This window comes from Modicisalibacter tunisiensis (genome assembly GCF_020148005.1).
Taxonomy (GTDB): Bacteria; Pseudomonadota; Gammaproteobacteria; order Pseudomonadales; family Halomonadaceae; genus Modicisalibacter; species Modicisalibacter tunisiensis.
The window spans coordinates 2,704,932-2,730,062 of sequence record NZ_JAGXFD010000001.1; the positions used below are offsets into that span (position 1 = coordinate 2,704,932).

A 25,131-nucleotide genomic window follows, 5' to 3' on the forward strand; every position below is an offset into this window, starting at 1 on the left:
CCCTCGGTGGCGGTTGCGCCCGGTGTGTCACGCTTTGTATCGTCGGCGGTTCACCCACGAATAACGCATTCCATAATGCCCTGCAGGTGATGATATGCCCGTGTACGCAGTGAACTACGATCTTCAGCGCCCCGATGCCTACGATGGCTTCTACGATATCCTCGAGTCCGTGCCTCACGTTAGCGTCATGGATGGCTTCTGGCTGCTCGAGACCGAGGGCGACGCCGGTGCCCTGCGCGACCGGCTCAAGGCCCAGGTCCATCAGGATGATGCCATCTTCGTGATGCATGTCGACGAGGACTGGGCCGGGGCCGGCACGCGCTGCGGCGCCTGGCTGAATGCCGAGGCACGTTGACGCAGGTTATGGACCGGATGCCGGGGGTGGCGCCTATGGTGCCACTCTGGAAATGCCATTCCCTCATGCAGGCAGGAGACCCCATGTTGCAGCAAGCCCTGTCCGTCCGCGAGCTTCGGGGCTCGTCGGATGACACCACCACGCGTTACGAACTCTACGACAGCGACACCGGCACGCCGCTGGGTACCTTTCCCAGCCAGGCCGCGGCTCAGGACGAGATGGCTCGTCTGAAGGCCTCGAACCGTGCCGCGCTCGCCCCAGCCGAGGGTCGGGAGGACCCGGGCACCGGCTGAATCGCTCCCGGCGACGCCTCAGTAGAGGCGCAGCCCCACCCGGGTCACCCGATTGCCCTGCATCTCGCTGACCACCCAGTGAATCCCGTGCCAGTCGACGTCGTCGCCGATCACGGGATGCCCCCCCACCCGCAGCGACATGAACTCGCCCAGCGTCATCTCATGCTCCCCCGGGCTGAGCGTCAGCCCGTAGGCATCCGCGACATCGCGCATCAGCGCCTGGCCGTCCAGGGTGAAGGTGCCGAAGAAGGCGCGCTCCTGCTTGAGCCGGGCGTCGCCATTGAACAGCCGGTTGAGGGCCGGGAGGTCGGCGCTGCGGCCGATCACGCAGAGCACGTCGCCCAGCCGCAATCGGGTGCTGCCCTTGGGATGGAGCATGGTGCGCTGGCGAAACAGCGCCGAGATCAGGGCGCCGGAAGGGAAGCGCAGCAGGCGGATGGGCACGTCCTCGAGGGCGTCGTTTTCCACCTGGTAGACGAACATCTCGTAGTCGTTTTCCGGCAGCACCCCCAGGGGGCCGCGCCGATTGGGGGTGACCCGTGGCGGAATCTGGACCCGGGTCCAGCGTGCCACCAGCGACAGGGTGCCGCCCTGGACCAGCAGCGACATCAGCACGGCGAAGAAGGCGATGTTGAAGTAGACCGCGGCGTTCTCGACCCCGCCGATGACCGGAAAGATCGCCAGCACGATCGGCACCGCACCGCGCAGGCCGACCCAGGCGATGAAGATCACCTCGCGCCACCGGAAGCGGAAGAACGGCTTGATGGCCAGCACCACGGCCAAGGGGCGGGCCAGGAAGATCAGCACGAACGACAGCGCCGCGCCGGGCAGCGCATAGGACAGCATCTCCCGCGGGCTGACCAGCAGGCCCAGCACCAGGAACAGGCCGATCTGGCTCAGCCAGGCGAAACCGTCGTGCACGGGCAGGATGAAGTTGAGGTGACGTCCGGGACGGTTGCCGATCATCAGGCCGGTCAGGTAGATGGCCAGAAAGCCGCTGCCGCCCAGGGCGCTGGTCACGCCGAACACGCACAGCCCCAGGCCCAGGGTCAGCAACGAATAGAGGCCGGGGGCCAGGTCCAGCCAGCTCAGCAGCCGGGCGATCAGCCAGCCGGCGCCCACGCCGACCGCCAGCCCCAGACCGAACTGGTTGACGAACATGCCCAGGGTATCGAGCGGCCCGCCGATCTCGCCGGTCAGCAGCGCGACCAGGGTCAGGGTCAGGAAGATCGCCATGGGGTCGTTGGTACCCGACTCGATCTCCAGGGTCGCGCCCACGCGCTCGTTGAGGTTGACGCCCTGCCCGCTCAGCATCGAGAACACCGCCGCGGCATCGGTGGAGCCGACGATCGCGCCGACCAGCAGGCCCTCTGCCGGCGTCAGGTCCAGCAGCCAGGTGGCGAACAGGCCGACGATGCCGCTGGTCAGGAAGACCCCGATGGTGGCCAGCGACAGCGCCGGCTTGAACCCCACGCGGAAGGTCTTGAGCCGGGTGCGCAGGCCGCCGTCGAGCAGGATCAGCGCCAGGGCCAGGTTGCCGATCAGAAAGGCCAGCGGGTAGTTGTCGAACTCGATGCCCAGCAGGCCGTCCTCGCCGACCAGCATCCCCAGGGCGAGGAAGATCAACAGCAGCGGCACGCCGAACAGCGACGAGAGCCGGCTGGCCAGAATGCTCAGGGCCAGCAGGGAGCCGCCGAAGAGAAACAGGGTATTGACGCTATCCATGGCCGATCCTTGCCCAGACAGAACGCCATTATGCCATGGTCGTAGAAGCGTGAGCAGGTGGCTGCCCTTCTGGCCTCTCCCGGACGGCAAGGATAGACTGGTTCGCCGCCCGTTCGGCGGGCGTCTCATCGCGATCTACAAGGAACCCTTCATGCTGGAGCGACGCCTTTCGACACTCCTGATGAGTGTCTGGCTGGTGATCAGCCCCTCGGTACTGGCGGCGACCACGGTCGACGCCGGTGCCGCCTCCTCGGCACGGCAGGTCGCCGGTTTTGAAACGGCGCCGGCAGCGCCCCTCCAAGACAACCCCCTGCTCCGTCAGCTGGCCGAGGGCACCGAAGCGGCCTTTCTCGCCGCCCCGGATGAGCCGTATTTCACCCGCAGCGAGCCGGAACCGATCACGCCGCCGCCGACGCACACCCTGCGCGTGATGCTGGACTGGTACATCAATCCCTATCACGCGCCGCTGATCGTGGCCCGGGAACGCGGGCTCTTCGACCGCGAGGGGCTCGACGTGACCCTCTCGGCCCCGGCCGACCCCAGCGTGCCGGCCAAGCTGGTCGCCGCCGACCGGGCGGAGCTGGCGCTGACATCGCAGCCGACCCTGCATCATCTGGTCGCCAGGGGCATGCCGCTGGTCAGGGTCGCCACCCTGATCCCGCTGCCCCTGAGCGGCTTGCTGGTGCGCGATGATGCCGGCATCGACTCGCTGGCCCGGCTCAAGGGCAAGACGATCGGCTATGCCACCGAGAGCGTGGCCCAGGTCTACCTCGATGCCCTGCTCGATCAGCAGCCGCTGACCGCCAATGACGTGACGCTCAAGCCGCTCGACTTCGCCCTGGGCCGGGCGCTGGCCGATGGGGACGTCGACGCGATCATCGCCCCCCTGCGGCCGACCGAGCGTGACGGCCTGGCCAGACAGGGCGTGGCGACCCATGAACTGACCACCGAGGACAGCGGGCTGCCGCTGTACGATGCGCTGATCATCGTGGCCAATCGCGACACGCTCGCTCAGCACCGCCGCGATATCTCGCATTTCCTGAAGGCCCTGGAGCAGGCCACCGTGTGGATCATCCAGCACCCCGACGCGGCCTGGAACCTGATCCGCAAGGCCGAGCCGGCACTGGACACGACGGCCAATGCCGATGCCTGGCCGAACGTGGTGCGCTACTTCGCGCTGCGCCCGGCCCTGCTCCAGCCGGAGCGCTACCGTGGCTTCGAGCGCTATCTGAACAAGCGGGGGCTGCGGGACGAGGTCACGCCGTTGTCGAATCTCGCGGTCGAACTGGACACGCCGTGAACTCGACCACCTGGCGTCCGACACGCCGCCCGTGACAAGCCCCTCACGGACGGTGTCTCGCCAGCCGACGGGGGATCAGTGTGACTCGCCCGCCTCCAGGAAGGCATCCACCGCCTCGCGGAACGGCTTGGGCACCTCGGCATGGACCCAATGGCCGGCCTCGAGAGTGACGATCTCGACATTCGGCAGGATGGCACGCAGGGCCGGCAGGGTGCTGTCCGGTACATAGGGCGATTGGGCGCCGCGGATCTCCAGCGCCGGTCCTTCGTAGGGGCTGTCGCCGGCGGGCACGTCGATGATGGCGTCATAGTCGGCGGCGATCTCGTCGAGGCCGACCCGCCAGCGCATGACGCCGCCCTCCCGCACCAGATTGGTGGCCAGGAACAGCCGGGTGGCCGAGCTGTCGATCTCCTCGGCCATCAGGGCATCGGCCTCCTGGCGCGATGCGGGTCGGCTACGCTCGACGCGGCGCATGGCGGCGAAGATGCTGTCATGGCCATGTTCATAGGCGATCGGCGCGATGTCGGCCACGATCAGCGAGGCGACGCGTCGTGGCGCCAGGCGTGCCACGCTCATGGCGACCTTGCCGCCCATCGAGTGTCCCAGCAGGTCGCAGTCCGTGATCTGCAGCCGGTCCAGCAGCGCGATCACGTCATCGGCCATGGCGGCATAGCTCATGCCCGCCACGTGAGGCGAACGGCCGTGGTTGCGCAGGTCGACGGCCACGACCCGGCGCCGGCGCTGCCACTGCTTGGCATGAGAGCGCCAGTTGTCGGCGCTGCCGAACAGACCGTGCAGGATCACCAGCGGGCGCGTGTCTTCCGGGCCATCCGCCTGATAATGAAGCTCGACGGTGTCACTCATGGAGGTCCTCCCCTTGCGGTCGCGGGATGATGGGCCGCCCCGCGGATGCGAGGCGACGACAAGTCAGATGCCCTCTCGTGTAGGCTGTGCGCCCCAGGACAGCAGCCGGCGAGTCAGGACACCCAGCAGCAGGCCGTACATGGGCAGGAACAGCAACAGCGAGATGGTCAGCTTGACGGCGTAGTCCACCCAGGCGATCTCGACCCAGTGACTGGCCATGAAGGCGTCCGGGCCATGATGGAAGGCAATCGCGAAGAAGGCGAAGGTGTCCGCCAGGTTGCCGAACAGCGTCGAGACCGCCGGAGCCACCCACCAGCGCGCACTGCGCCGCAGGCGATCGAAGACCTGGATGTCCAGCAACTGCCCGATCACGTAGGCCATGAAGCTGGCCAGGGCGATCCGCGCCACGAACAGGTTGAAGGTGCCCAGGGCGGCCAGGCTGCGGAACTCCCCCTTCTCGAACAGTACCGAGAGCAGATAGGAGATCACCAGCGCCGGCAGCATGACCCGCGCGATGATGCGGCGTGCCGAGGTCTTGCCGAACAGACGCACGGTCAGGTCGGTGGCCAGGAAGATGAACGGGAAGCTGAAGGCGCCCCAGGTGGTGTGCAGGCCGCCCATGGTGAACGGCAGTTGCACCAGGTAATTGCTGGCGGTGATGACCAGGATGTGAAAGGCGGCCAGAGCGGTCAGACAGCGACGGTACTGGCCGGGACTCAGTGACAGCATGCGACAGGCATCCTTTTTGGGTGATGGCACGAGGGGTGAGGGAACCCTCGGGTGCGGACCTGCCGGCCCGCGGCAGTTCAGGGGCGCGAATTATACGCGAAATCGATCGTGACGTCGTGGCATGTGCCTGTCGAACCGGGGCCGACAAGCGTCAGCGGGGGCGCCTGTCGGCCAGAAAGCGATCGATCAGCGCACGCGAGATCGAATAGCTCGGCGGCAGCTGCGGCAGTCGGCGCGGCGTGAACCAGGCGGCGTCGGCGATTTCCACGCCATCGATGCGAATGCGCCGGCTGGTGGCCTCGGCGAAGAAGCCCAGCATCAGGGAATGCGGAAATGGCCACGACTGGCTGCCGAAGTAGCGCAGTCGGCCGATCGTCACGCCCACTTCCTCGAACACCTCGCGATGCACGGCCTCCTCGGCCGCCTCACCGGGCTCGATGAAGCCCGCCAGCGTCGAGTAGCGGCCCGGAGGAAAGCGCGGGCTGCGGGCCAGCAGCAGGTCATCGCCATGGGTCACCAGGGTAATGATGCAGGGCGAGATGCGGGGGTAGTTGCGATGCCCGCAGTGGTCGCAGTGCATGGCGAATTCGCCGCTGATGCGCCGGGGGGAATGCCCGCAGCGCCCGCAGAAGCGGTGGTTGCGCTGCCAGGCGACGACCTGCAGGGCCGTCGACAGCAGCGCGAAGCGCGACTCGTCCCAGCCGTTCAGCCACTGGCGCGCCGAGGGCCAGTCCCGAGGCTCGGGCTCGGCGAGCACGGCGATGGCCTGCTCTTCCCAGAACCCCAGGGGCTGCGCCGCGGCCGGCCAGGTGGCCACCTTGGTGAAGGGCTGGTCATCCTGTCCGGCGGCGATCCCGTTGGCGCTGTCCACCCGGATCAACAGGCCGCCGGTGCAGGTCTCGGCGTCGGGGAGCTCGCGGCGAAACGTCATGAGGATGGCATGCCGTCCCAGAGGCATTGCCCCGCCTTGTCGCGAATGGCGGCCAGCTTGGCGTCATGGGCGGCCCACTCCTGTTCGCTGGGACGCACCACGGCGAGCGACGGCCGGTCCGCGCTCAGCCGCCGGACACGGGCGGTGCCCGGGCTGGCGTCGCCTCCGTCTTCGCTGCCGTCGGCATCGAGCAACAGGGCGGTCTGTCCGCCGGTCATCGCCAGATACACATCGGCGAGAATCTCGGCATCCAGCAGCGCCCCGTGCAGCACGCGGTGACCGTTGTCGATCGCGTAGCGCTTGCAGAGGGCGTCGAGGTTGTTGCGCTGGCCGGGGTGCTTGTCGCGGGCCAGCTGCAGGGTATCCAGGATGCCGCAATGCTCGGCGACCGGGCCGAGCTTCGGCTCGCCCCGGTGGGCGTTGAGCCGCGAGAACTCGTGATCGATGAAGCCGACGTCGAACGCAGCGTTGTGAATGACCAGCTCGCCGCCCCGGATGAAGTCCCAGAAGGCATCCGCGATCTCGGCGAAGACCGGTTCGTCGGCGACCTGCTCGTTGGTGATGCCGTGCACCTCAATGGCCTCGGCATCGATCGTGCGTTCGGGATTGATGTACTGGTGGTAGGTCCGGCCGGTCAACCGCCGGTTGACCATTTCCACGGCGCCGATCTCGATGAGGCGGTGGCCCTCACGGGGATCGATGCCGGTGGTTTCGGTGTCGAGTATGATCTGGCGCATGGTGTCTCGCTGACTGCAAAGCAAGGAAAAGTGTGACAGGGGTGGATCAGCCCGTGGCGGCCACGGCGGCGTCGATGGCCTCGTTGGCCAGGGCATCGGCGCGCTCGTTGCCCGGATGGCCGCTGTGTCCCTTCACCCAGTGCCACTCGATCTGATGGCGGCGGGTCTCGTCGAGCAGTTCCCGCCAGAGCTGCGCATTCTTGACCGGCTGCCGCGAGGCGGTCTTCCAGCCGCGCTTCTGCCAGCCGTGGATCCACTCGGTGATGCCCTTGCGCAGATATTCGGAGTCGGTGTAGAGCGCGACGCGACAGGGGCGCTTGAGTTCCCGCAGCGCCATCAGCGCCGCCTTGAGTTCCATGCGGTTGTTGGTGGTTTCCGCCTCGAAGCCGTTGAGCGTCTTCTCGTGGGGGCCCGATTCCAGCAGTGCCCCCCAGCCTCCGGGCCCGGGATTGCCGCGACAGGCCCCGTCGGTATGGATCGTGACGGTGGGTAACGGGTGATCAGTCAAGCTCGGCAATCCTCTCGTGTTGGCATTCGTCGTGCTCCTCCGGCGTACGGGCGACCCGCGTCGCGTGGCCGATCAGGTGGCCGCCGGGAACGCTGGCAGGCAGCCGTGGCCTGACCACCTGCACGCGCTGTACCCGACGACAGGCCTGGATCATGTAGCTGTCCCCCAGTGGCAGGTTGTAGCGCCGCCCGAAGGTCTCCAGCCCCGGGCTGCCGGGCTGACCGCCGGGCAGCCGGAAGGCACAGTAGTCTACTCGCTGGATTTCGAAGTCGACAAACGCCAGCCAGTCGCGCAGACGGCCGGGGGAACGCCAGTGTCCTCGCCACGGCAGCCACTCGCGTCGCCCCGGCCAGGGGCGGCGCCACCCCTCGATGCCCATCGGCGACCAGCCGAAGAGGATCAACCGGCCATCGTCGGCGACCAGGCGCGTGAGTTCCTGCAGGAGCCGGTGTGGCTCCGGGATGACTTCCAGCAGATGATGAACGACGACCAGCGACAGGCTTTCGTCGGGCAGCGGGAAATGGTCGGGCAGACAGACCACATGCCGATCATCCTCGGCCAGTTCCCGCGTGGGGGCCCAGCTGAGTGCGTGGCGGATCGGGCACATGTCGGTCAGGCGCGGAGCCATGCCGACCTGCAGGCTGTGCTGGCCGAACAGCCGCTCGCAGACCGGCCCCAGGCAGGCTCGCTCGGCCTGCCAGTGCGACTGCCCGGCGGGTGTCGACCAGTAGCGTCGGCCTTCTCGCACCAGCCGGGCCAGCTGAATCGACGGCTCCGAATTTGACACGGCGGCTCGATCCCCCCAAGGTTTATGCCATTTCACGCAGCCAGCATCTGCGGGGTCCCCTGTGGGTGACGACATCCCCGGCATCGATGCCACACGCCGCCGGCTGCCGACAACCTTGCTGAGGTGAAATACCCCATGATGAGCGTGACACCGATTCCGGCCTTCTCGGATAACTATATCTGGCTATTGCGCCAGGACGCCACTCCCGACGTCGCGGTCGTCGACCCGGGCGATGCGAGCCCGGTCAGCGAAGCGCTCGAGCGCGAATCTCTGGCGCTCGACACCATCCTGGTCACGCATCACCACCCCGACCATACCGGGGGCGTCGCCGAGCTGGTCAAGCGCTATGGCTGCCGGGTCGTCGGCCCTGCCGGCTCCCGCATCGACGGCATCGACGAGCCGTTGAGCGATGGCGATGCCTGCCGCATTCTCGGGCGGCGCTTCGAGGTGCTCACGGTACCGGGCCACACCCTGGATCACATTGCCTTCTTCGCGTCCGGCACGCCGCCGCTGCTCTTCTGCGGTGACACGCTGTTTTCCGCCGGCTGCGGGCGGCTCTTCGAGGGCTCGCCCGAACAGATGTTCGATTCCCTGGCCCGCCTGGCGGCCCTGCCGGAAGACACTCTGGTCTTTGCCGCCCACGAGTACACCCTGGCCAACCTGCGCTTCGCCCAAGCCGCGGAGCCGGACAACGCGCTGCGCGACCGCTTCCTCGCGGAATGCCAGCAGGCGCGTTCGCTCGATCGCCCCACCCTGCCCAGCACGATCGGCAGGGAGCGCCAGATCAACCCGTTTCTGCGTGCTGCGGAACCGGGCGTGCGTCAGGCCGCTTCCGCCCAGGGCGATGCCGGCTCGTCGCTGGCGACCTTCGCCACCCTGCGTGCCTGGAAAGACCGCTTCTAATCCGTCCCATGGACGCTCACTCCTGCGCCCACGAGGCTTCAACGACATGACCAACCGACCCTTGTCCCGCCGAGGCCGACACCTGGCGGGTGGTCTGCTTCTGACACTGACCTCACTGGCCGGTGGCGTGCATGCCGCGGCAATGCCACCCGAGTCATCCGGGTCGTTCTGGGATGCGCTGATGGTACATGCCCAGCCCCGGGATGTCTGGGAGCAGCTCCGCCAGGGCTTTGCGTGGTCCTTCGATGCCCGCGAACCTCGGGTAAAGCACTGGATCGACTACTACCGGCGTCACCCCCGCGGGGTGGCGGAAATCGCCGAGCGCGCGCGCCCCTGGCTCTACTGGATCACCCAGGAAGTCGAACAGCGCGACATGCCCGCCGAGATCGCGCTGCTGCCGTTCATCGAGAGTGCCTACAAGCCCACCGCCAAGCATCCGGGCGGCGCCACCGGCCTGTGGCAGCTGATGCCGGGTACCAGCGATGCCCTGGGGGTCCGGCGGGACTGGTGGTATGACGGCCGTGTCGACGTGATCCGCTCGACCAAGGCGGCGCTCGATTACCTGCAGCAACAGGCCGACCAGTGGTATGACGGCGACTTCGAACTGGCCCTGGCCGCCTACAATGCCGGCGCCGGCACCGTGAATCGGGCGATTCGCCAGGCGCAGGCACGCGGCGGAAGCGGCGACTACTGGAGCCTGCATCTGCCGCGGCAGACCATGAACTATGTGCCCAAGCTGCTGGCCCTGTCGCGGATCATTGCCTCCCCCCAACAGTACGGGGTCCAGCTGCCCTCGATCCCCGACCGCCCGGGCTTCGCCAGGGTCGAGATTCCCGGTCAGATCGACCTGTCACGAGCCGCGAAGCTGGCCGGCATCGCCCCCGTTCGGCTGCGTCGCCTGAACCCCGGGCTGCTGCAGAACATGACCCTGCCGTCCCGGTCGCCGGCCCTGCTGGTCCCGGCGACGGCGCGCGACACCTTCGTGGCCGCGCTGGATCGCCAGCCCGACGCCGCCCTGGCTCGCTGGCAACGCTATCGAGTGCGCCGTGGCGACACGCTTTCCGCGATTGCCGCACGCCAGGGCGTGCCCATCAGCGTGCTGCGGCGGGAGAACGACCTGCGAGGCAACATGATTCGCATCGGTCAGATCCTGAGAGTGCCTGCCGGTCGCATGACGGCCCAGGCCGATCCGGACGAACGGCTCGTGGTCAAGGTGCGCCCCGGCGACAGCCTGAGCCGCATCGCCGCCCGACACGATGTCACCGCTGCGGAGATTGCCCGCTGGAACGGCCTGGACACGGCGGCATATTTACATCCCGGCCAGCGGCTGACACTGTATTCGCACTGACCGCTCGGGACCGGCCTCGGAGAGCCGCCGGGAACCTCTATCTCCCGGCGGGGTCGAGAAGACGCCCCGGCACGTCGATGTCCGGCGTGGCGAGGGCATCGCGGGTGAACGCGTGACCAGAAGGAAACCATCCATGCTACGAAGCGCCCTGGCGGCGTTGCTTGCCGTTTCGCTGTTGACTCCTGCTTCCTTCTCGTTTGCGGCCTCTGCTGCCGAGGTACCCACGGTGACGGGGCTGTCGCTGTATGATCAGCCGGCCCTGAAACCCGGCTTCACCCATTTCCCCTACGTCAATCCCGAGGCACCGCAGGGCGGCGAACTGGTACGCGCGTCGGTCGGCAGCTTCGACTCCACCAATCCCTTCATCGTCAAGGGAACCCCGGCCAGTGGCTTGATGGCGGTCTATGACACCCTGCTGGCCAGCAACCCCGACGAGCCCTTCTCGATGTACGGCCTGCTGGCGTCGGGGGTACGACTCGATCCCGACCGGCGCTGGATGGAGTTCGACATCAATCCCGGGGCACGCTTTCACGACGGCACGCCGGTCACCGCCGAGGACGTGGTATTCAGCTTTCGCCTGCTGCGGGACGAGGGCCAGCCCTTCTACGCGGCCTATTATGCCGATGTGACCTCGGCACAGGCGCTGGATGACGACACCGTGCGCTTCGACTTCGCCAAGGCCAACTCGCGTGAGCTTCCACTGATTCTCGGCCAGCTGCCCGTCCTGCCCAAGCACTACTGGGCGAACCGGGACTTCACCCGCCCCACCCTCGACAAGCCGCTGGGCTCCGGCCCCTACCGCATCGCCGCCATCAAGCCCGGCCAGCGTATCGTCTACGACCGGGTCGACGACTACTGGGGACGCGATCTGCCGGTCAACCGGGGGCGGCACAACATCGCCCGCCTGGTCTTCGACTATTACCGGGATCAGACCGTGGCCCTCGAGGCCTTCAAGGCAGGCAACCTCGACCTGCGCATCGAATCCAGTGCCAGCAACTGGGCGACGGCCTATGACTTCCCGGCCGCCGAGCAGGGCTTCGTCAAGAAGCTGCTGGTGCCGGATGGGCAACCGGCGGGCATGCAGGCCTACGTGATGAACCTGCGGCGCGAGAAGTTCCAGGACCCGCGAGTCCGGGAGGCCCTGAACCTGGCGTTCTACTTCCCCTGGCTCAACGACAACCTCTTCTACGGGGCCTACAAGCGCACGCGCAGTTACTTCGAGAACTCGCCGATGGCGGCCGGCGGCAAGCCCGGCCCGGGTGAGCTGGCGCTGCTCGAGCCCTATCGCGATCAGTTGCCCGATGCCGTCTTCGACAAGCCGCTGCCCATCGCGGAGCCGGAAGACCTGCGCCCTCGGCTGCGCAAGGCGCTGGGCCTGATGCGCGATGCCGGCTACGAGATACAGAACGGCCAGATGGTGAATCGCGAGACCGGCAAGCCCTTCACGCTGGAAGTCCTGCTGTATGACACTCAGTTCGAGCGCATCGTCCAGCCTTTGCTCAAGAATCTCAAGCGCATCGGCATTCAGGGCAAGATTCGCACCGTCGACGTCAACCAGTACCTGAACCGGTTGCGCAGCTTCGACTACGACATGGTCATCGCCACCTTCCCGCAGTCGATCAATCCCGGCAACGAACAGCGCGAGTACTGGACCTCGGCCTATGCCGACCAGCCCCAGAGCCGCAACCTCATCGGCTTGAAGAACCCCGCCATCGATGCTCTGGTCGATGACCTGATCCGGGCCGACTCCCGTCAGGCCCTGGATACCGCCGCCAGGGCCCTGGATCGTGTGCTGCGCTGGGGCTTCTACGTGATTCCGCAGTTCCACCTCGGCGCGACACGCATCGCGCTGTGGGACAAGTTCGGCCACCCGCAGCCATCTCCTGAATACGGCCTTGATTTCGATGCCTGGTGGGTCGACCCCGACGAAGGCCCGCGTATCGAAGCCCGTCAGCACGGAGGGTAGGCATCGGTGGCTGCATACATCGTCAGGCGCCTGCTGTTGATGATTCCCACCCTGCTGGGGATCATGCTGCTCAACTTCGTGATCGTCCAGGCAGCACCGGGCGGACCGATCGACCAGATCATCGCCCGCTATCAGGGCATGGACAGCAACGCCAGTACCCGCCTGGACGCCGGCGGCGGTGATCCCTCGGCCGGCGGCGATGCCGCCTCGCGAGGCGCTCGTGGCGTGGACCCGCGCTTCATCGCTCAGCTCGAGCAGCAGTTCGGCTTCGACGAACCCGCCTACCAGCGCTTCTTCGACATGATCGTGGACTACGCGACCTTCGACCTGGGCGACAGCTTCTTTCGCGACCGGCCGGTGCTCGATCTGATGCTCGAGCGACTGCCGGTCTCGATCTCGCTGGGACTGTGGACGACGTTGCTGGTCTACTTCATCTCGATCCCGCTGGGTATCCGCAAGGCGCTGCACCACGGCTCGCGCTTCGACGTGTGGTCCTCGGGGCTGGTGATCCTCGGGTACGCCATCCCCGGTTTCCTGTTCGCCATCCTGCTGATCGTGCTGTTCGCCGGGGGCAGCTACTACGACCTCTTCCCCCTGCGCGGGCTGACCTCACCGGACTTCGATCAGCTGTCGCTGTGGGGCAAGGTCACCGATTACCTCTGGCACATCACCCTGCCGGTACTCGCCGCCTCGATCGGCAGCTTCGCCACGCTCACCATGCTCACCAAGAACAGCTTCCTCGACGAGATCCACAAGCAGTACGTGCTGACGGCCCGGGCCAAGGGAGCCAGCGAGCGGCGGGTCCTGTACGGGCATGTCTTCCGCAATGCCATGCTGCTGATCATCGCCGGCCTGCCCTCGGCCCTGGTGGGCATCTTCTTTACCGGATCACTGCTGATCGAGGTCATCTTCTCGCTCAACGGCCTGGGTCTGCTCGGCTTCGAGGCCGTCATGCAGCGCGACTACCCGGTGATCTTCGGCACGCTGTACCTCTATACCCTGATCGGCCTGATTCTCAAGCTGGTGTCGGACCTGACCTACATGTGGGTCGATCCGCGTATCGATTTCGAGACACGGGAGGCCTGATGACCCAGCACGGTTCCACGTCCCGGCTCTCGCCCATCACACGCCGTCGCCTGCAGGCCTTTCGAGACAATCGTCGTGCCTGGTGGTCCTTCTGGCTGTTCCTGTTTCTGTTCGTGTTCAGCCTCGGCGCCGAGCTGATCGCCAACGACAAGCCGATCGTCATGCGCTATCAGGGCGAATGGTACGTGCCGCTGCTGGTCGACTACCCGGAAACCGACTTCGGTGGCTTCCTGCCCACCACGGCGGAGTATCGTGATCCCTTCGTGAAGGAGGGGATCGAGACCCACGGCTGGATGCTCTGGCCGCCCGTTCCCTTCAGCTACGACACCCTGGATCAGGCGCTTGACCATCCCGCTCCCTCGCCGCCCGACGCTCGCCACTGGCTGGGTACCGACGACCAGGGGCGCGATGTGCTGGCCCGGGTGATCTACGGTTTCCGTCTGTCGGTCCTGTTCGCGCTGGCCCTGACGATCGGCTCGCTGGTGCTGGGAGTGGTCTTCGGCGGGATTCAGGGGTATTTCGGTGGCAAGGTCGACCTGATCGGTCAGCGGCTGTCGGAAATCTGGTCCGGCCTGCCGGTGCTGTTCCTGCTGATCATCCTGGCCAGCCTGGTCGAGCCCAACATCTGGTGGCTGCTGGGCATCATGCTGCTCTTTTCCTGGCTGGGCCTGGTGGATATCGTGCGTGCCGAGTTCCTGCGTGCGCGCAACCTGGAGTACGTGCGCGCGGCCCGGGCCATGGGACTGCCTGCTCACCTGATCATGTGGCGGCATGTGCTGCCCAATGCCATGGTCGCGACCCTGACCTTTATCCCCTTCCTGTTCACGGGGGCCATCACGACCCTCACGGCACTGGATTTTCTCGGCTTCGGCCTGCCGCCGGGATCGCCGTCGCTGGGCGAGCTGGTCGCCCAGGGCAAGAACAACCTGCAGGCGCCCTGGCTGGGCATCACCGCCTTCGTCAGTCTCAGTCTCATGCTGTCGTTGCTTGTCTTCATCGGCGAGGGGTTGCGCGATGCCTTCGACCCCCGGCATATCCAGAAGCCGGCAGGCAAACCTGCCGGCACGCTTCAGCCAGCCGCCGAATCGGACGCCCTACCCCTGCCACAGGAGCCCACCGATGAACGCTGAACCGGTACTGCAGCTCGACGAGGTCTCCATCGCCTTCGACAGGACCACCGTGGTCGATCGCCTCTCTCTGCAGGTCGGCGCCGGCGAGACCCTTGCACTGGTCGGCGAGTCCGGCTCGGGAAAGTCCGTGAGTGCCCTGGGCGCCATGGGCCTGCTGCCGGCCAATGCTCGGATCGAGGGGCATTGCCGGCTCGAGGGACGTGATCTGGCATCCCTGACCCCGCGCGATTGGCAGCGTCTCAGGGGCAATCAGGTCGGCTTCATCTTTCAGGAGCCGATGACGTCCCTCAACCCGCTGCATACCATCGGCAAGCAGATTGGCGAGACACTGCGGCTTCACCAGGGACTGCGGGGGCGAGAGGCCCGGGCCAGGGCGCGGGAGTTGCTGGCCCAGGTACACCTGCCGCGCGTCGAGGAATTGCTCGATGCCTGGCCGCATCAACTGTCCGGCGGGCAACGCCAGCGGGTGATGATCGCCATGGCCATCGCCAACCGGCCTCGTCTGCTGATCGCCGACGAACCCACCACTGCACTCGACGTGACCGTCCAGCAGGAAATCCTGCAGTTGCTGGGTGAATTACAGTCCCGGCACGGCATGGCTATGCTGTTCATCACCCACGATCTCAACCTGGTGCGACGTCATGCGGATCGTGTCTGTGTTCTCTACCAAGGCCGCGAACAGGAAACCGGCAGCGTCGCCCGGGTCTTCGACGCGCCCCGCAGTGCCTATACACGAACCCTGCTGGCCGCGGAACCCGAGGGCCGGCCGGTGTCCCGTCCGACATCGGAAGTCCTGCTCGAGGCACAGCGACTCTCGGTCACCTTCCGCCGGCCCAAGCGGTTGTTTGCCCGGCGCCCACCGGGCTTCGCGGCCGTCAAGCCGCTGGATCTGTCGCTCGCCCGAGGCGAAACCCTGGGCATCGTCGGGGAGTCCGGCTCCGGCAAGACCACTCTGGCGATGGCCCTGCTGCGGCTGGTCGAGAGTGAAGGTCACATCACCCTCGGCGAGACACGGCTGGATCGGCTGACCGGCGGGGACCTGCGTCGTCAGCGGCGCCGTGCCCAGATCGTCTTTCAGGACCCCTACGGGGCGTTGTCCCCCCGCATGCCGGTCGCCGACATCATCAGCGAAGGACTGCGTTATCACCATCCCGAGGTGGACAAGGAGACAGTGAGAGAACGCGTCCTGTCGACGCTGCGTGAAGTTGGTCTTCCCCGGGAAGTCGCTGCCCGTTACCCGCATGAGTTCTCCGGCGGGCAACGCCAGCGAATTGCCGTGGCCCGGGCAATCATTCTGGAGCCCGAATTGCTGGTGCTCGACGAGCCCACATCCGCTCTCGACCGCACCGTTCAGAAGCAGTTGATTCGTCTGTTGCGCAACCTTCAGGAACGACGAGGGCTGAGCTATCTGTTCATCAGCCATGATCTGGCGGTGGTACGCGCCATGGCTCACCGCATTATCGTGATGAAGGATGGTGCCATCATGGAACAGGGAAAATGTGAAGAAGTACTACGTTCACCAACCGCCTCCTACACACAATCGCTACTTAAGGCATCTTTTTTGTAGTTAATTCAGTTTGAAGAAAAGATAACGGTATAAAACCTTACTCGGCAAAGATGGCGATTTCATCAGGGCGCAAGTGGCGGCACTCCCCGGGCTCTAGATCCGGATCGAGAACCAGCGGGCCGATGGATTCCCGATGCAGGGCCGCCACGCGATTGCCCAGCGCGGCCACCATGCGCCGAACCTGGTGATAGCGCCCCTCGGTAAGCGTCACCCTGGCCTGCGTGGGCGACAGCCAGTCGAACTCGGCTGGCTGGGTCGGCCGTTCCTCGCCATCCAGCTGAATGCCCTCGGCAAAGCGACGCCGGGCACGCTCTGCCTCGTCGGCATTCAGCGCAGATGCCAGTGTGACCTGGTAACCCTTGGGGCAGGCCTTGCGGGGAGACGTCACCCGATGCGACCACTTGCCGTCATCGGTCAGCAGCACGATGCCGGTCGTGTCGACGTCCAGCCGCCCGACTGGATGCAGACGCCCCACATTGGGCAGGTCGATCAGCTCGAGAACGGTCGGATACTGGTCCGGACGCGTCGTGCACTCGACCCCCAGCGGCTTGTACAGCATGAGATAGCGATTGCCGCTCAGGGTCAGCGTTTCGTCCAGCCAGCGGACGTCGTGCGCCTCCCCCACCTGAGTGGCCGGGTTCTTGATCACTGCTCCATCGACCGTGACCTCGCCACGGTGCAGCGCCTTCTTGGCCAGACTGCGGGTGAGATCCGTGGTATCACACAGGAACTTGTCGAGCCGCATTACCTCTCCAGTTGAAAACGATCGGCATCCATCCAGGCGGGGAACTTGTCACGGAACCGCGACAGCGCCTCCCTGTCCAGAGTGCCGGTGCGAATGAAGGGCTGGTCCCGCGCCTCGTCGATCAGCGGGTCTCCCTTGAAGTCGACCAGCATCGAGTCGCCGGCATAGGCCAGCCCCTTGGCATCCTCGCCGACGCGGTTGACGCCGATGACGTAACACAGATTCTCGATCGCTCGAGCCTGCAGCAGGGTCCGCCAGGGGCCGCGTCGGGGAGCGGGCCAGTTGGCCACGCAAAGCAGCGCATCATACTCGAAGTGCTCGTCCTGTGCAGGCTGCTGACGCAGCCAGACCGGAAAACGCAGGTCGTAGCAGACCGTCAGCAGAATGCGAAACCCCTTGAGTTCGACGATCGAACGCTGCTGACCCATGCCGTATCGCTCGTGCTCGCCGGCCATGCGAAACAGATGACGCTTGTCGTAGTGCACCACCTCGCCATCCGGCGTCGCCCATATCAGGCGATTGTAGTACTCCCCTTCCTCGGTCACGGCCACGCTGCCGGTCACCACGCAGCCGCGCCGCCGCGCCTGCTCACGCATCCAGGCAACGCTGCGGCTGCTGGCCATGGGTTCGGCCATCTCCCGCGAGTTCATGGTGAACCCGGTGGCAAACATCTCCGGCAGCACGATCAGATCGCTCGTCGTCGCATCCAGGCTGCCGAGCTGCTCATCGAGCCGTCGGCAGTTGGTCTCCGGGTCTTCCCAGCGCAGGTCCGCCTGGACGAGTGTCGTTCGAAGGTTGCTCATGGACACCTCTTTCTTGAAGACAGGGGGGACGGCCCGTGAACGCGTCGCGAAGCACCCTGCCATGCTAACATTAGCTGCCGCCGGCGTGATGACACGCTGGGCGGCCATTCGTCTTCACGCTCGACAGGACAAGGATCACCATGACACCGGCCATGCCTTCCGACAAGGATGCCACCCACGGCGTTCTCTTTGGTCTCGGCGCTTACCTGATGTGGGGCTGCTTCCCGCTGTTCTTCGCGCTGTTCGAGGGAACGCCGGCCTGGGAAATCCTGATCCACCGTGTGCTCTGGTCCTGTGTCTTCCTTGCAGGCCTGATTGTACTGCTGCGTCGCTGGCAGCCGGTTATCGGCGCACTGCGCCGCCCGCAACGCCTGGGGCGTGTGCTGGCCTGCGCGCTGCTGATCGGTCTCAACTGGGGAATCTACATCTACGCCGTGGAAACCCGTCATGTGCTTCAGGCCAGTCTGGGATACTTCCTGACGCCTCTGGTCAACGTGGCACTGGGCATGCTGGTACTCAAGGAACGGATGTCACGCTGGCAGGCGCTGGCGGTGGGACTGGCAGCGATTGCCATCGCCGTGCAGCTGATCCTGCTGGGCCAGCTGCCCTGGATCACGCTGGTGCTGGCACTGTCCTTCGGCACCTACGGCCTGCTGCGCAAGCAGGTACCTCTGGACGGGCTCTCGGGGCTGTTCGTCGAAACCCTGCTGCTGCTTCCGCTTGCCCTGCTGGCACTGGGCTGGCTGAGCGCCGAAGGCGCCTCGCATTTCCTGCAGGGCGACCCTCGGACCACGCTGCTGCTGATCGCCAGCGGCGTCTTCACCGCCCTGCCGTTGATGGCCTTCGCGGGTGCCGCGCGCCGCCTGCGGCTGGCGACGCTCGGTTTTCTCATGTATCTGAACCCGACCATGCAGTTCTTCATTGCCCTGCTGGTCTTCCATGAGCCCCTGTCGCCGATCCAGCTTGCCACATTTGTGTTGATCTGGATTGGTCTGGCCGTCTACTCCTGCTCAGCCTGGCAGGGGCGCCCGCAGTCGCGAGGCGCTTGAATGCTGGCGTCCCGCTTCTCCGGGCAACGGGGCGCCGTCATCAGGGGCTACATGGCTTCATCGTGCGCCAGCTCGGGCAGAGTGGCACGGCCGGCCGGCCGGCCCCAGTCGCAGAATGACCGCCTCCAGGCAGCTCAACGTCGGGACCTGGCATTGCAACAGCGACACGCCCGTCTCCAGACCCAGCGCTTCGCGATGCATGGCCGCGGAAGGATCCTGGCCGCGCTCTTCCCACTCGTCCAGCGGCAGGTCGATGATTTCATCGATCAGCATGTGCGGCAGCAGCAGGACACAGCTGCGCACCCCTTCCGTATTGAGTGCAAAACGCCGGCCACTGTCAGTCAACCGCCAGACCGACAGGCGCAAGCGGCTGATCGAGCGCTCGAAGACCACATTCTCGCGGTCGGCTAGCCAGTTGGCGGCCAGGCGACCGTTGATGCGGCGATCGACGGTCGACGCATTGATATGGGGATAGAGAAAGCCGCTACGCTGAACCATCCAGTCGAGCGCATCATCGAGCGCCACACCAACCCGGCGGTCATAGGGCATTTCGCGGCGAGACAGGGCATTACGGACCGTGGAGAGCTTGAGCCCGCAAAGCGCGGCAATCTCGGTGATGCTGAGCCCGCGTTCCTCGGTCTCCTGCAGCGAGAACGGTAGTGTACTGGTTATTCCCGCATGCTTTTCCAGGCGTAGACGCAACGCCACGAGCCCCATCATGTGAAGCAATCGAGCAGGGTGCCCGCGCCCGGCCACGCTGCCCAGGCTATGTGCCATGGCCACGAGATGCCACAAGTCGCTGAGCCGCTCAGCCTCAAGCCCCGAAGCCTCTTCCTCCGGCTGGGCCAGCGCCCAGGCTTGCAGTTCGCATAACGTTTCGCTCATGCGCACGGCCAGCGCACTGGCGGACAGCGCGTGCGGTCCGTCCATGGACTCCGTTTCGTGGCCCAGACAGAGTCGTCGCAATGGTCCGGCCAGGTCATGGCAGGCCGTCGACAGTTCCTCCGTCAAGGCATCCACCGACAGGACATCGCCTGCTGCAGTGCCTAGCAACGACTCCTGCAGCAGACTCATGGGGCTGGGAAGGCCCTCTGACATAATTGAACTCCTGCGTACCGGCTGGTCTCTTGAGGCCAGCTTCTTTTTTTGCGCTGATTTCAGGCGCTCTTGTCATGATTAACGGCAGATCGCTCATTTTCTTTAGGGTATGAGGGCATTACTTGCGGTCGAGTTCCTGCTTGCATTTGCGGTGTCGGTTCAGGCCACCGCTTCAGGCTGATAGCCGATTCGGAACCCGCCCCAGTGGCGCCCTTTCACGAACACCGGCACGGAAAGATCGTGCATGACTTCGCCGGTATCCCGCTTGTAGGTCTGCACCAGCAACGGTGATGTATGAGCGCCGCAGCGCCGTCCGGTGGGGTCGTCAAAGATGCGTTTGCTGCGACTGAACTTGAGATCGACGTCAGGGTCTCCCGTGGGCGGCCGGCTGACATGTGTATTGTGAGTCGGCACATACCCTCTCTGGTCACAGGCAATCGCATAAGCGGCTCCCAATGATTTCAGCAAAGGCTCCTGAATATCTGGAAGGTTTTTATCCGTGAACTGATCGTAGTCCGTTGAATATTTGGTTGGTTGGGTCTTTGAGATAACGGTATAATCAGAATTGAAGAGCGTTGCTTCCGCCAACTCCCCCCGCTGAATGGCCTTCTCGAATAGAAGGCCGATACGATCCGCCGTCTGCCGGGCCAGCCGATAGACCTGCTGATGGCGCCCGCCGAGGCGCTGCTGGGCCAGTTCACCGTCCACGGCTTCCGCGGCTTCCATCAGGTCACGCGCCTGCTTGGCCAGATCATGCATGTCCCGATGCCCCTCATCGACATGATGCTCGAGCGTGCCAAGCACCTCGGCCACCCGCTCGCCATGATCGCGCGTCTGACGCATGGCGTCGGCGATATCGGTGATCTCGCTCTCGACAGTATCGAAATCCCGCGACAGGGTCGCCAGGTGGCCTCCGACGGACTCCACCTCCTTGGCCCGATCACCCACATGACGCATCAGATGGCCGATGGTCTCGACCACCTGCTCACTGCTCTCGCCGATCTCGTCGATCAGGGACTCGACCTGCCGGGTGGCATCCCGGGTACGCCGGGCCAGCTCACGAACTTCGCCGGCCACAACCGCGAATCCCCGGCCGTGCTCCCCGGCTCTAGCCGCCTCGATGGAGGCATTGAGCGACAGCAGGTTGGTCTGCTCGGCGATATCCTCGATCATGTCGGTCACGTTGCGCACGCTCTGACTCTTGTCGGCCAGCGACTCGAGCAAGGTCAGTGCCTGCCCCGAGCGCTCGGCAAGCGCCGACATTTCCTCGAGGACGCCGCCCAAAGACTCGCGATTGTGCCTATTGGCTTCCTGGGAGCTGGCCGCCTGCCCGGCCACCTGGGTTGCACTGGCGGACACTCGCTGAATGGCATCGGTAATCGCCGCCATGCGCGTTACCGCATCCTTGACGATGGTTTCCTGCTCGCCCAGGCGTTGATCGAGCCGGTCTGCATGATGAGAGACTTCCGCGGACGCGATGGCCGTGCTGGAAGCCCGCCCGACCAGACGCTGTCCCATCTGCCTGAGTGACAGGTAGTCGCGCGCTGCCCGGCTCATGCCTCGCGCGGAGAATGTCGACAGGGCCTCGGGATCGGCCCGATAGATGCGCTCCATCCTGGGGTAAAGCCCGCCGGCAAGCATGCCGAGCCCCAGGGTGGCAAGCGGCGCCCCCCACCCTGCACCGGACCACAGCGCCAAGCCACAAGCGAGGACCACGAGCCCCAGGCAAAGCAAACGACGGGCAAGCTGCATGACATTTTCCTCATGGAGAATTCATGCCCATTAACCGCCAAACCCCGAGCCAAGTGAAGTGAGCTCCCATGGTACTTTCGCATGAAGGCAGTCACACATGACTCACGTCAACACAGCCAGCGCTGTGGCCACGGCATCGAAGAGATATTCCAGTTCGGCTTCCGTGGTCGCGAACGGCGGGCCGAACTGCAGCGTATCCCCGCCATAACGCACATAGAATCCCGCTTCCCACAGGGCAAGCGCCGCGTCTCGCGGCCGGATCGTGGGGTCACCGTCACGCGGCGCCAGCTGGATCGCCCCGGCCAGACCGTAGTTGCGGATGTCGACGATATGCGGGGAGCCCTTGAGGGCATGCAGCCGGGTCTCGAAGGCCGGGGCAATCGCACGAACCTGAGCCGGAAAGTCCTCCGCCTCGAACAGGTCGAGAGCCGCCAGCCCGGCGGCACAGGCTACAGGATGCGCGCTGTAGGTATAACCATGGGGGAACTCGATGCCATGTCGCGGCCCACCGCCCTGCATGAAGGCCTCGAAGATCGCCTGCGACGCGATCACCGCCCCCATCGGCACGACACCGTTGGTCACCTGCTTGGCCACGGTCATGATGTCCGGCGTCACCCCGAAGGCCTCGGCGCCGGTCGCCGCGCCACAACGCCCGAAGGCGGTAATCACTTCATCGAAGATGAGCAGGATGTCGTGCCGATCGCAGATCGCGCGCAGTCGCTGCAGGTAGCCTTCGGGCGGCACGATCACGCCGGCGGATCCCGACATCGGCTCGACGATCACCGCGGCGATGTTCGCGGCATCGTCGAGTGCGATGTGTTCGAGCAGGGCGTCGGCCAGCTCGGCGCCGCTTTTCGCCTGGCCCCGGGTGAATGCCTGGCCGGCCTGCAGCGTGTGCGGCAGGTGCCCCATGTCGAGCAGCTGCCCGTAATGCCGCCGGTTGGCGACGATCCCGCCGGCACTGGTACCGCCGACATTGACGCCGTGATAGCCCTTGGCACGCCCGATCAAGCGGGTCTTCTCGGGCCGGCCCTTGAGCCGCCAGTAGGCGCGCGCCATCTTGAGCGCGGTATCGGCGCTTTCCGACCCGGAATTGGTAAAGAAGACATGATCCAGCCCCGCCGGGGTGATCGCGGCGATACGCTCGGCCAGCTCGAAGGCCAGCGGATGTCCCATCTGGAAGCCCGGGGCATAGTCCAGCCGCCCCAGCTGACGATTCACCGCCTGGCGAATCGCCTCCCGGTTGTGCCCCGCCCCGCAACACCACAGTCCGGACAGGGAGTCGAACACCCGGCGTCCCGCCGTGTCGATCAGGTAACGCCCGTCGGCTCCCGTGACCATGCGCGGGTGATCGCGAAAGTCCCGGTTCGCGGTAAACGGCATCCAGTACGCCTGACTCGGCCGCTCCGCCATCTGCCTCGAATCGCTCCGGCCGACACGCTCCTCGAATGGCGACATGCCACGCTCCTTTTCTGATTATTGCTTGTTCACGGACTCAGTGGACGCCGAGTTCGCTCTGCTCACTTTGGCCGGAGACAGGGCCGTCGGGCAACACGCGAACATCATCAACCTGCCAGGCGGCTTGCACCCCCCTGCGCAACTCTTCATCATTTCGGCCAAACGACGCCGAACCGGTTGCAGAGCGCCGGATGGAACGGGGTTCGTCCCGGGCGCCTCCCATTACCGCTACCTTCTCGATGTCTGCCCCATGCTCAAGCGCTATCTGCCCATTCTCAGCTGGCTGCCCCACTACCGCCGCGAGACATTCAGCCATGACCTGATCGCCGGCCTGATCGTCACGGTGATGGTGATTCCTCAATCGCTGGCCTACGCCCTGCTGGCCGGTCTACCGGCGGTCATGGGCCTGTACGCCAGCATCCTGCCGGCCATCGTCTACATGGTCTTCGGCTCCAGCCGCACCCTGGCCGTCGGCCCGGTGGCGATCATCGCCCTGATGACGGCCTCGTCACTGTCGGCGATCGCTGCCCCCGGCTCCACCGACTATGTGCAGGCCGCACTGATGCTGTCGCTGCTGTCGGGACTGATGCTGACGATCATGGGCTTTCTGCGCCTGGGCTTTTTCGCCAACTTCCTCAGCCACCCGGTCATCTCCGGCTTTCTGTCCGCCTCGGGGTTGCTGATCGCGACCAGTCAGGCCTCCCACCTGCTGGGGATCGGCGTCTCCGGCTATACCCTGCCGACCCTGCTGAGCGGTCTGTTCACCCACCTCAGCGAGTTGCATCCGCTGACCCTGGGCATCAGCGTGTTCACCCTGGCCTTCCTGCTGCTGATGCGACGCCATGGCCGCAGCAGCCTGAAACGGATCGGCATGCCCGCCAAACTCGCCGACCTGATCGCCAAGGCCGGCCCCGTCTTTGCCGTGGTGCTCACCACGGCGGCCACCTGGCTGTTCGATTGGGAAAGTGCGGGCGTGGCGGTGGTCGGCGATGTCCCCGGCGGTCTGCCGCCCTTGACCCTGCCCGGCCTCGATCCAACCCTGTGGGGCCAGCTCTGGGTGCCGGCCCTGCTGATCAGCATCGTCGGCTTCGTCGAGTCGGTGTCCATGGGCCAGATGCTCGCCGCCAAGCGCCGCGAGCGCATCCTGCCGGACCAGGAACTGCTGGGGCTCGGCACGGCCAACCTGGCATCCGCCTTTACCGGTGGCATGCCGGTCACCGGCGGACTGTCGCGCACGGTGATCAACTTCGATGCCGGCGCCCGAACGCCGGCCGCCGGCCTGATCGCGGCACTGGGCATCGGTGTGGTGACGCTGTTCTTCACGCCGTTGATCCACTTCCTGCCCATCGCCACCCTGGCGGCAACCATCACGGTCTCCATCCTGACCCTGGTGGACATCCCCGCCATGCGGCGTACCTGGCGCTACTCGCGCAGCGACTTCGCGGCCCTGCTGGCGACGCTGCTGCTGACCCTGCTCGAAGGCGTGGAGGCCGGCATCATTGCCGGGGTGGCACTGTCGATCGGCCTGTTCCTGTATCGCACCAGCCGCCCTCACAGCGCCCTGGTGGGACGCGTCCCGGGCACCGAGCACTTTCGCAACGTGGCTCGCCACGATGTCGAGAGCCATGCCCAGATAGCCCTGCTGCGCATCGACGAAAGCCTCTACTTCGCCAATGCCCGCTACCTGGAAGACACGCTCTATGCGCTGGTCGCCGAGCGGCCCGAGCTGACCGACGTGGTGCTGATCTGCTCGGCGGTCAACCTGATCGACGCCTCCGCGCTGGAGAGCCTCGAAGCCATCAACGCGCGTCTCAGGGACTCCGGCGTCACACTCCATCTGGCCGAGGTCAAGGGGCCGGTCATGGACCGGCTCAAGCACAGCGACTTCCTCGATACCCTGACCGGCCGGGTGTTCCTGAGTACCTACGGTGCCTGGAGCGAACTACGCCCGCGCCATGCGGCGCGGGCGTCGATACAGCCACTTGAGTAGAGCGTCC

General features: G+C 65.8%; 23 protein-coding genes. 11 read left to right on the forward strand and 12 right to left on the reverse strand.

Translation table 11 applies throughout. The features are described from left to right. Positions 1-94 precede the first annotated feature (94 nt). Together KGQ91_RS12730 and KGQ91_RS12735 are read left to right on the forward strand one after the other, a co-directional pair. Complete coding sequence (locus tag KGQ91_RS12730) at positions 95-355, forward strand: hypothetical protein (protein WP_224421125.1); 261 nt, start codon at positions 95-97, stop codon at positions 353-355. Positions 356-438: 83 nt separating this feature from the next. Continuing rightward, complete coding sequence (locus KGQ91_RS12735; protein ID WP_224421126.1) at positions 439-648, forward strand: hypothetical protein; 210 nt, start codon at positions 439-441, stop codon at positions 646-648. Between the two features lie 18 nt (positions 649-666). Here KGQ91_RS12735 and KGQ91_RS12740 read toward each other — a convergent pair whose 3' ends face one another. Beyond that, positions 667-2,373, reverse strand: a complete 1,707-nt coding sequence (locus tag KGQ91_RS12740; RefSeq protein ID WP_224421127.1) for a potassium/proton antiporter — start codon at positions 2,371-2,373, stop codon at positions 667-669. A gap of 151 nt (positions 2,374-2,524) precedes the next feature. On the opposite strand from KGQ91_RS12740, the gene KGQ91_RS12745 reads away from it, so the two are divergent. Then, a complete protein-coding gene (locus KGQ91_RS12745) occupies positions 2,525-3,673 on the forward strand; it encodes an ABC transporter substrate-binding protein (RefSeq protein ID WP_224421128.1) in 1,149 nt (382 codons plus the stop codon). A gap of 75 nt (positions 3,674-3,748) precedes the next feature. On the opposite strand, the gene KGQ91_RS12750 is transcribed toward KGQ91_RS12745, so the two are convergent. The 6 genes from KGQ91_RS12750 to KGQ91_RS12775 all read right to left on the reverse strand — a co-directional run bounded on the left by KGQ91_RS12750 (position 3,749) and on the right by KGQ91_RS12775 (position 8,229). Continuing rightward, positions 3,749-4,537 (reverse strand): alpha/beta fold hydrolase, encoded by a 789-nt coding sequence (locus KGQ91_RS12750; RefSeq protein ID WP_224414894.1) that lies wholly within the window; start codon positions 4,535-4,537, stop codon positions 3,749-3,751. 63 nt (positions 4,538-4,600) lie between these two features. Beyond that, positions 4,601-5,266 carry a 7-cyano-7-deazaguanine/7-aminomethyl-7-deazaguanine transporter gene (locus tag KGQ91_RS12755; RefSeq protein WP_224414893.1) on the reverse strand — a complete coding sequence of 222 codons (666 nt, stop codon included), beginning with the start codon at positions 5,264-5,266 and terminating at the stop codon, positions 4,601-4,603. Positions 5,267-5,417: 151 nt separating this feature from the next. After that, entirely contained in the window at positions 5,418-6,224 is an 807-nt protein-coding gene (gene nudC / locus KGQ91_RS12760) for an NAD(+) diphosphatase (RefSeq protein ID WP_224414892.1), read from the reverse strand. Beyond that, complete coding sequence (gene dnaQ / locus KGQ91_RS12765) at positions 6,194-6,934, reverse strand: DNA polymerase III subunit epsilon (RefSeq protein WP_224414891.1); 741 nt, start codon at positions 6,932-6,934, stop codon at positions 6,194-6,196. The genes nudC and dnaQ overlap by 31 nt, the downstream gene beginning before the upstream one ends. A 46-nt stretch (positions 6,935-6,980) precedes the next feature. Further along, positions 6,981-7,442 carry a ribonuclease HI gene (gene rnhA / locus KGQ91_RS12770; RefSeq protein WP_205596229.1) on the reverse strand — a complete coding sequence of 154 codons (462 nt, stop codon included), beginning with the start codon at positions 7,440-7,442 and terminating at the stop codon, positions 6,981-6,983. Then, positions 7,435-8,229, reverse strand: a complete 795-nt coding sequence (locus tag KGQ91_RS12775) for a methyltransferase domain-containing protein (RefSeq protein ID WP_224414890.1) — start codon at positions 8,227-8,229, stop codon at positions 7,435-7,437. Before KGQ91_RS12775 ends, rnhA begins: the two co-directional genes overlap by 8 nt. Positions 8,230-8,364: 135 nt before the next feature. On the opposite strand from KGQ91_RS12775, the gene gloB reads away from it, so the two are divergent. The 6 genes from gloB (at position 8,365) to KGQ91_RS12805 (ending at position 16,229) form a co-directional block, all read left to right on the forward strand. Beyond that, the gene (gene gloB, locus KGQ91_RS12780; RefSeq protein WP_224414889.1) at positions 8,365-9,132 is read left to right on the forward strand and encodes a hydroxyacylglutathione hydrolase; all 768 of its coding nucleotides are present in this window, start codon (positions 8,365-8,367) and stop codon (positions 9,130-9,132) included. 46 nt (positions 9,133-9,178) lie between these two features. Further along, positions 9,179-10,480 (forward strand): LysM peptidoglycan-binding domain-containing protein, encoded by a 1,302-nt coding sequence (locus KGQ91_RS12785; protein ID WP_224414888.1) that lies wholly within the window; start codon positions 9,179-9,181, stop codon positions 10,478-10,480. A gap of 133 nt (positions 10,481-10,613) precedes the next feature. Beyond that, on the forward strand, positions 10,614-12,446 hold the full coding sequence (locus KGQ91_RS12790) for an extracellular solute-binding protein (RefSeq protein ID WP_163648595.1): 1,833 nt from the start codon (positions 10,614-10,616) through the stop codon (positions 12,444-12,446). Between the two features lie 6 nt (positions 12,447-12,452). Next, on the forward strand, positions 12,453-13,532 hold the full coding sequence (locus KGQ91_RS12795) for a microcin C ABC transporter permease YejB (RefSeq protein WP_163648594.1): 1,080 nt from the start codon (positions 12,453-12,455) through the stop codon (positions 13,530-13,532). Then, the gene (locus tag KGQ91_RS12800; protein WP_224414887.1) at positions 13,532-14,662 is read left to right on the forward strand and encodes an ABC transporter permease; all 1,131 of its coding nucleotides are present in this window, start codon (positions 13,532-13,534) and stop codon (positions 14,660-14,662) included. Before KGQ91_RS12795 ends, KGQ91_RS12800 begins: the two co-directional genes overlap by 1 nt. Further along, the gene (locus KGQ91_RS12805) at positions 14,652-16,229 is read left to right on the forward strand and encodes an ABC transporter ATP-binding protein (protein WP_224414886.1); all 1,578 of its coding nucleotides are present in this window, start codon (positions 14,652-14,654) and stop codon (positions 16,227-16,229) included. The genes KGQ91_RS12800 and KGQ91_RS12805 overlap by 11 nt, the downstream gene beginning before the upstream one ends. Positions 16,230-16,266: 37 nt before the next feature. Here the strand turns inward: KGQ91_RS12805 and KGQ91_RS12810 are convergent, their stop codons facing one another. Both KGQ91_RS12810 and KGQ91_RS12815 read right to left on the reverse strand, forming a co-directional pair. Then, positions 16,267-16,974 (reverse strand): pseudouridine synthase, encoded by a 708-nt coding sequence (locus KGQ91_RS12810; RefSeq protein WP_224421129.1) that lies wholly within the window; start codon positions 16,972-16,974, stop codon positions 16,267-16,269. Continuing rightward, complete coding sequence (locus KGQ91_RS12815) at positions 16,974-17,777, reverse strand: amidohydrolase (protein WP_224421130.1); 804 nt, start codon at positions 17,775-17,777, stop codon at positions 16,974-16,976. Before KGQ91_RS12815 ends, KGQ91_RS12810 begins: the two co-directional genes overlap by 1 nt. Before the next feature lie 140 nt (positions 17,778-17,917). Here KGQ91_RS12815 and rarD point away from each other — a divergent pair, with 140 nt between their 5' ends. Continuing rightward, positions 17,918-18,826 (forward strand): EamA family transporter RarD, encoded by a 909-nt coding sequence (gene rarD, locus KGQ91_RS12820; protein ID WP_224421131.1) that lies wholly within the window; start codon positions 17,918-17,920, stop codon positions 18,824-18,826. 57 nt (positions 18,827-18,883) lie between these two features. On the opposite strand, the gene KGQ91_RS12825 is transcribed toward rarD, so the two are convergent. The 3 genes from KGQ91_RS12825 to aptA form a co-directional block, all read right to left on the reverse strand. Next, positions 18,884-19,900: a hypothetical protein gene (locus KGQ91_RS12825; RefSeq protein ID WP_163648588.1), complete on the reverse strand. Its 1,017-nt coding sequence runs from the start codon at positions 19,898-19,900 to the stop codon at positions 18,884-18,886. Between the two features lie 183 nt (positions 19,901-20,083). After that, positions 20,084-21,676: a methyl-accepting chemotaxis protein gene (locus KGQ91_RS12830; RefSeq protein WP_163648587.1), complete on the reverse strand. Its 1,593-nt coding sequence runs from the start codon at positions 21,674-21,676 to the stop codon at positions 20,084-20,086. A gap of 102 nt (positions 21,677-21,778) precedes the next feature. After that, positions 21,779-23,134 (reverse strand): omega-aminotransferase AptA, encoded by a 1,356-nt coding sequence (aptA, locus tag KGQ91_RS12835; protein ID WP_205596228.1) that lies wholly within the window; start codon positions 23,132-23,134, stop codon positions 21,779-21,781. A 250-nt stretch (positions 23,135-23,384) separates the two neighbouring features. Here aptA and KGQ91_RS12840 point away from each other — a divergent pair, with 250 nt between their 5' ends. After that, positions 23,385-25,124 carry a SulP family inorganic anion transporter gene (locus KGQ91_RS12840; protein ID WP_163648586.1) on the forward strand — a complete coding sequence of 580 codons (1,740 nt, stop codon included), beginning with the start codon at positions 23,385-23,387 and terminating at the stop codon, positions 25,122-25,124. The last annotated feature ends 7 nt before the right edge of the window (positions 25,125-25,131 follow it).

Excerpts from the sequence above, each read along its gene's own strand:
- KGQ91_RS12790 (WP_163648595.1), top strand. The coding sequence starts at position 10,614 with ATGCTACGAAGCGCCCTGGCGGCGTTGCTTGCCGTTTCGCTGTTGACT.
- KGQ91_RS12735 (WP_224421126.1), top strand. The coding sequence starts at position 439 with ATGTTGCAGCAAGCCCTGTCCGTCCGCGAGCTTCGGGGCTCGTCGGAT.
- gloB (WP_224414889.1), top strand. The coding sequence starts at position 8,365 with ATGATGAGCGTGACACCGATTCCGGCCTTCTCGGATAACTATATCTGG.
- KGQ91_RS12750 (WP_224414894.1), bottom strand. The coding sequence starts at position 4,537 with ATGAGTGACACCGTCGAGCTTCATTATCAGGCGGATGGCCCGGAAGAC.
- KGQ91_RS12815 (WP_224421130.1), bottom strand. The coding sequence starts at position 17,777 with ATGAGCAACCTTCGAACGACACTCGTCCAGGCGGACCTGCGCTGGGAA.
- KGQ91_RS12785 (WP_224414888.1), top strand. The coding sequence starts at position 9,179 with ATGACCAACCGACCCTTGTCCCGCCGAGGCCGACACCTGGCGGGTGGT.
- KGQ91_RS12800 (WP_224414887.1), top strand. The coding sequence starts at position 13,532 with ATGACCCAGCACGGTTCCACGTCCCGGCTCTCGCCCATCACACGCCGT.
- nudC (WP_224414892.1), bottom strand. The coding sequence starts at position 6,224 with ATGCCTCTGGGACGGCATGCCATCCTCATGACGTTTCGCCGCGAGCTC.
- KGQ91_RS12740 (WP_224421127.1), bottom strand. The coding sequence starts at position 2,373 with ATGGATAGCGTCAATACCCTGTTTCTCTTCGGCGGCTCCCTGCTGGCC.
- dnaQ (WP_224414891.1), bottom strand. The coding sequence starts at position 6,934 with ATGCGCCAGATCATACTCGACACCGAAACCACCGGCATCGATCCCCGT.
- KGQ91_RS12840 (WP_163648586.1), top strand. The coding sequence starts at position 23,385 with ATGCTCAAGCGCTATCTGCCCATTCTCAGCTGGCTGCCCCACTACCGC.
- KGQ91_RS12730 (WP_224421125.1), top strand. The coding sequence starts at position 95 with ATGCCCGTGTACGCAGTGAACTACGATCTTCAGCGCCCCGATGCCTAC.
- KGQ91_RS12805 (WP_224414886.1), top strand. The coding sequence starts at position 14,652 with ATGAACGCTGAACCGGTACTGCAGCTCGACGAGGTCTCCATCGCCTTC.
- KGQ91_RS12830 (WP_163648587.1), bottom strand. The coding sequence starts at position 21,676 with ATGCAGCTTGCCCGTCGTTTGCTTTGCCTGGGGCTCGTGGTCCTCGCT.
- KGQ91_RS12825 (WP_163648588.1), bottom strand. The coding sequence starts at position 19,900 with ATGAGTCTGCTGCAGGAGTCGTTGCTAGGCACTGCAGCAGGCGATGTC.
- KGQ91_RS12745 (WP_224421128.1), top strand. The coding sequence starts at position 2,525 with ATGCTGGAGCGACGCCTTTCGACACTCCTGATGAGTGTCTGGCTGGTG.
- rarD (WP_224421131.1), top strand. The coding sequence starts at position 17,918 with ATGACACCGGCCATGCCTTCCGACAAGGATGCCACCCACGGCGTTCTC.
- KGQ91_RS12810 (WP_224421129.1), bottom strand. The coding sequence starts at position 16,974 with ATGCGGCTCGACAAGTTCCTGTGTGATACCACGGATCTCACCCGCAGT.
- aptA (WP_205596228.1), bottom strand. The coding sequence starts at position 23,134 with ATGTCGCCATTCGAGGAGCGTGTCGGCCGGAGCGATTCGAGGCAGATG.
- KGQ91_RS12755 (WP_224414893.1), bottom strand. The coding sequence starts at position 5,266 with ATGCTGTCACTGAGTCCCGGCCAGTACCGTCGCTGTCTGACCGCTCTG.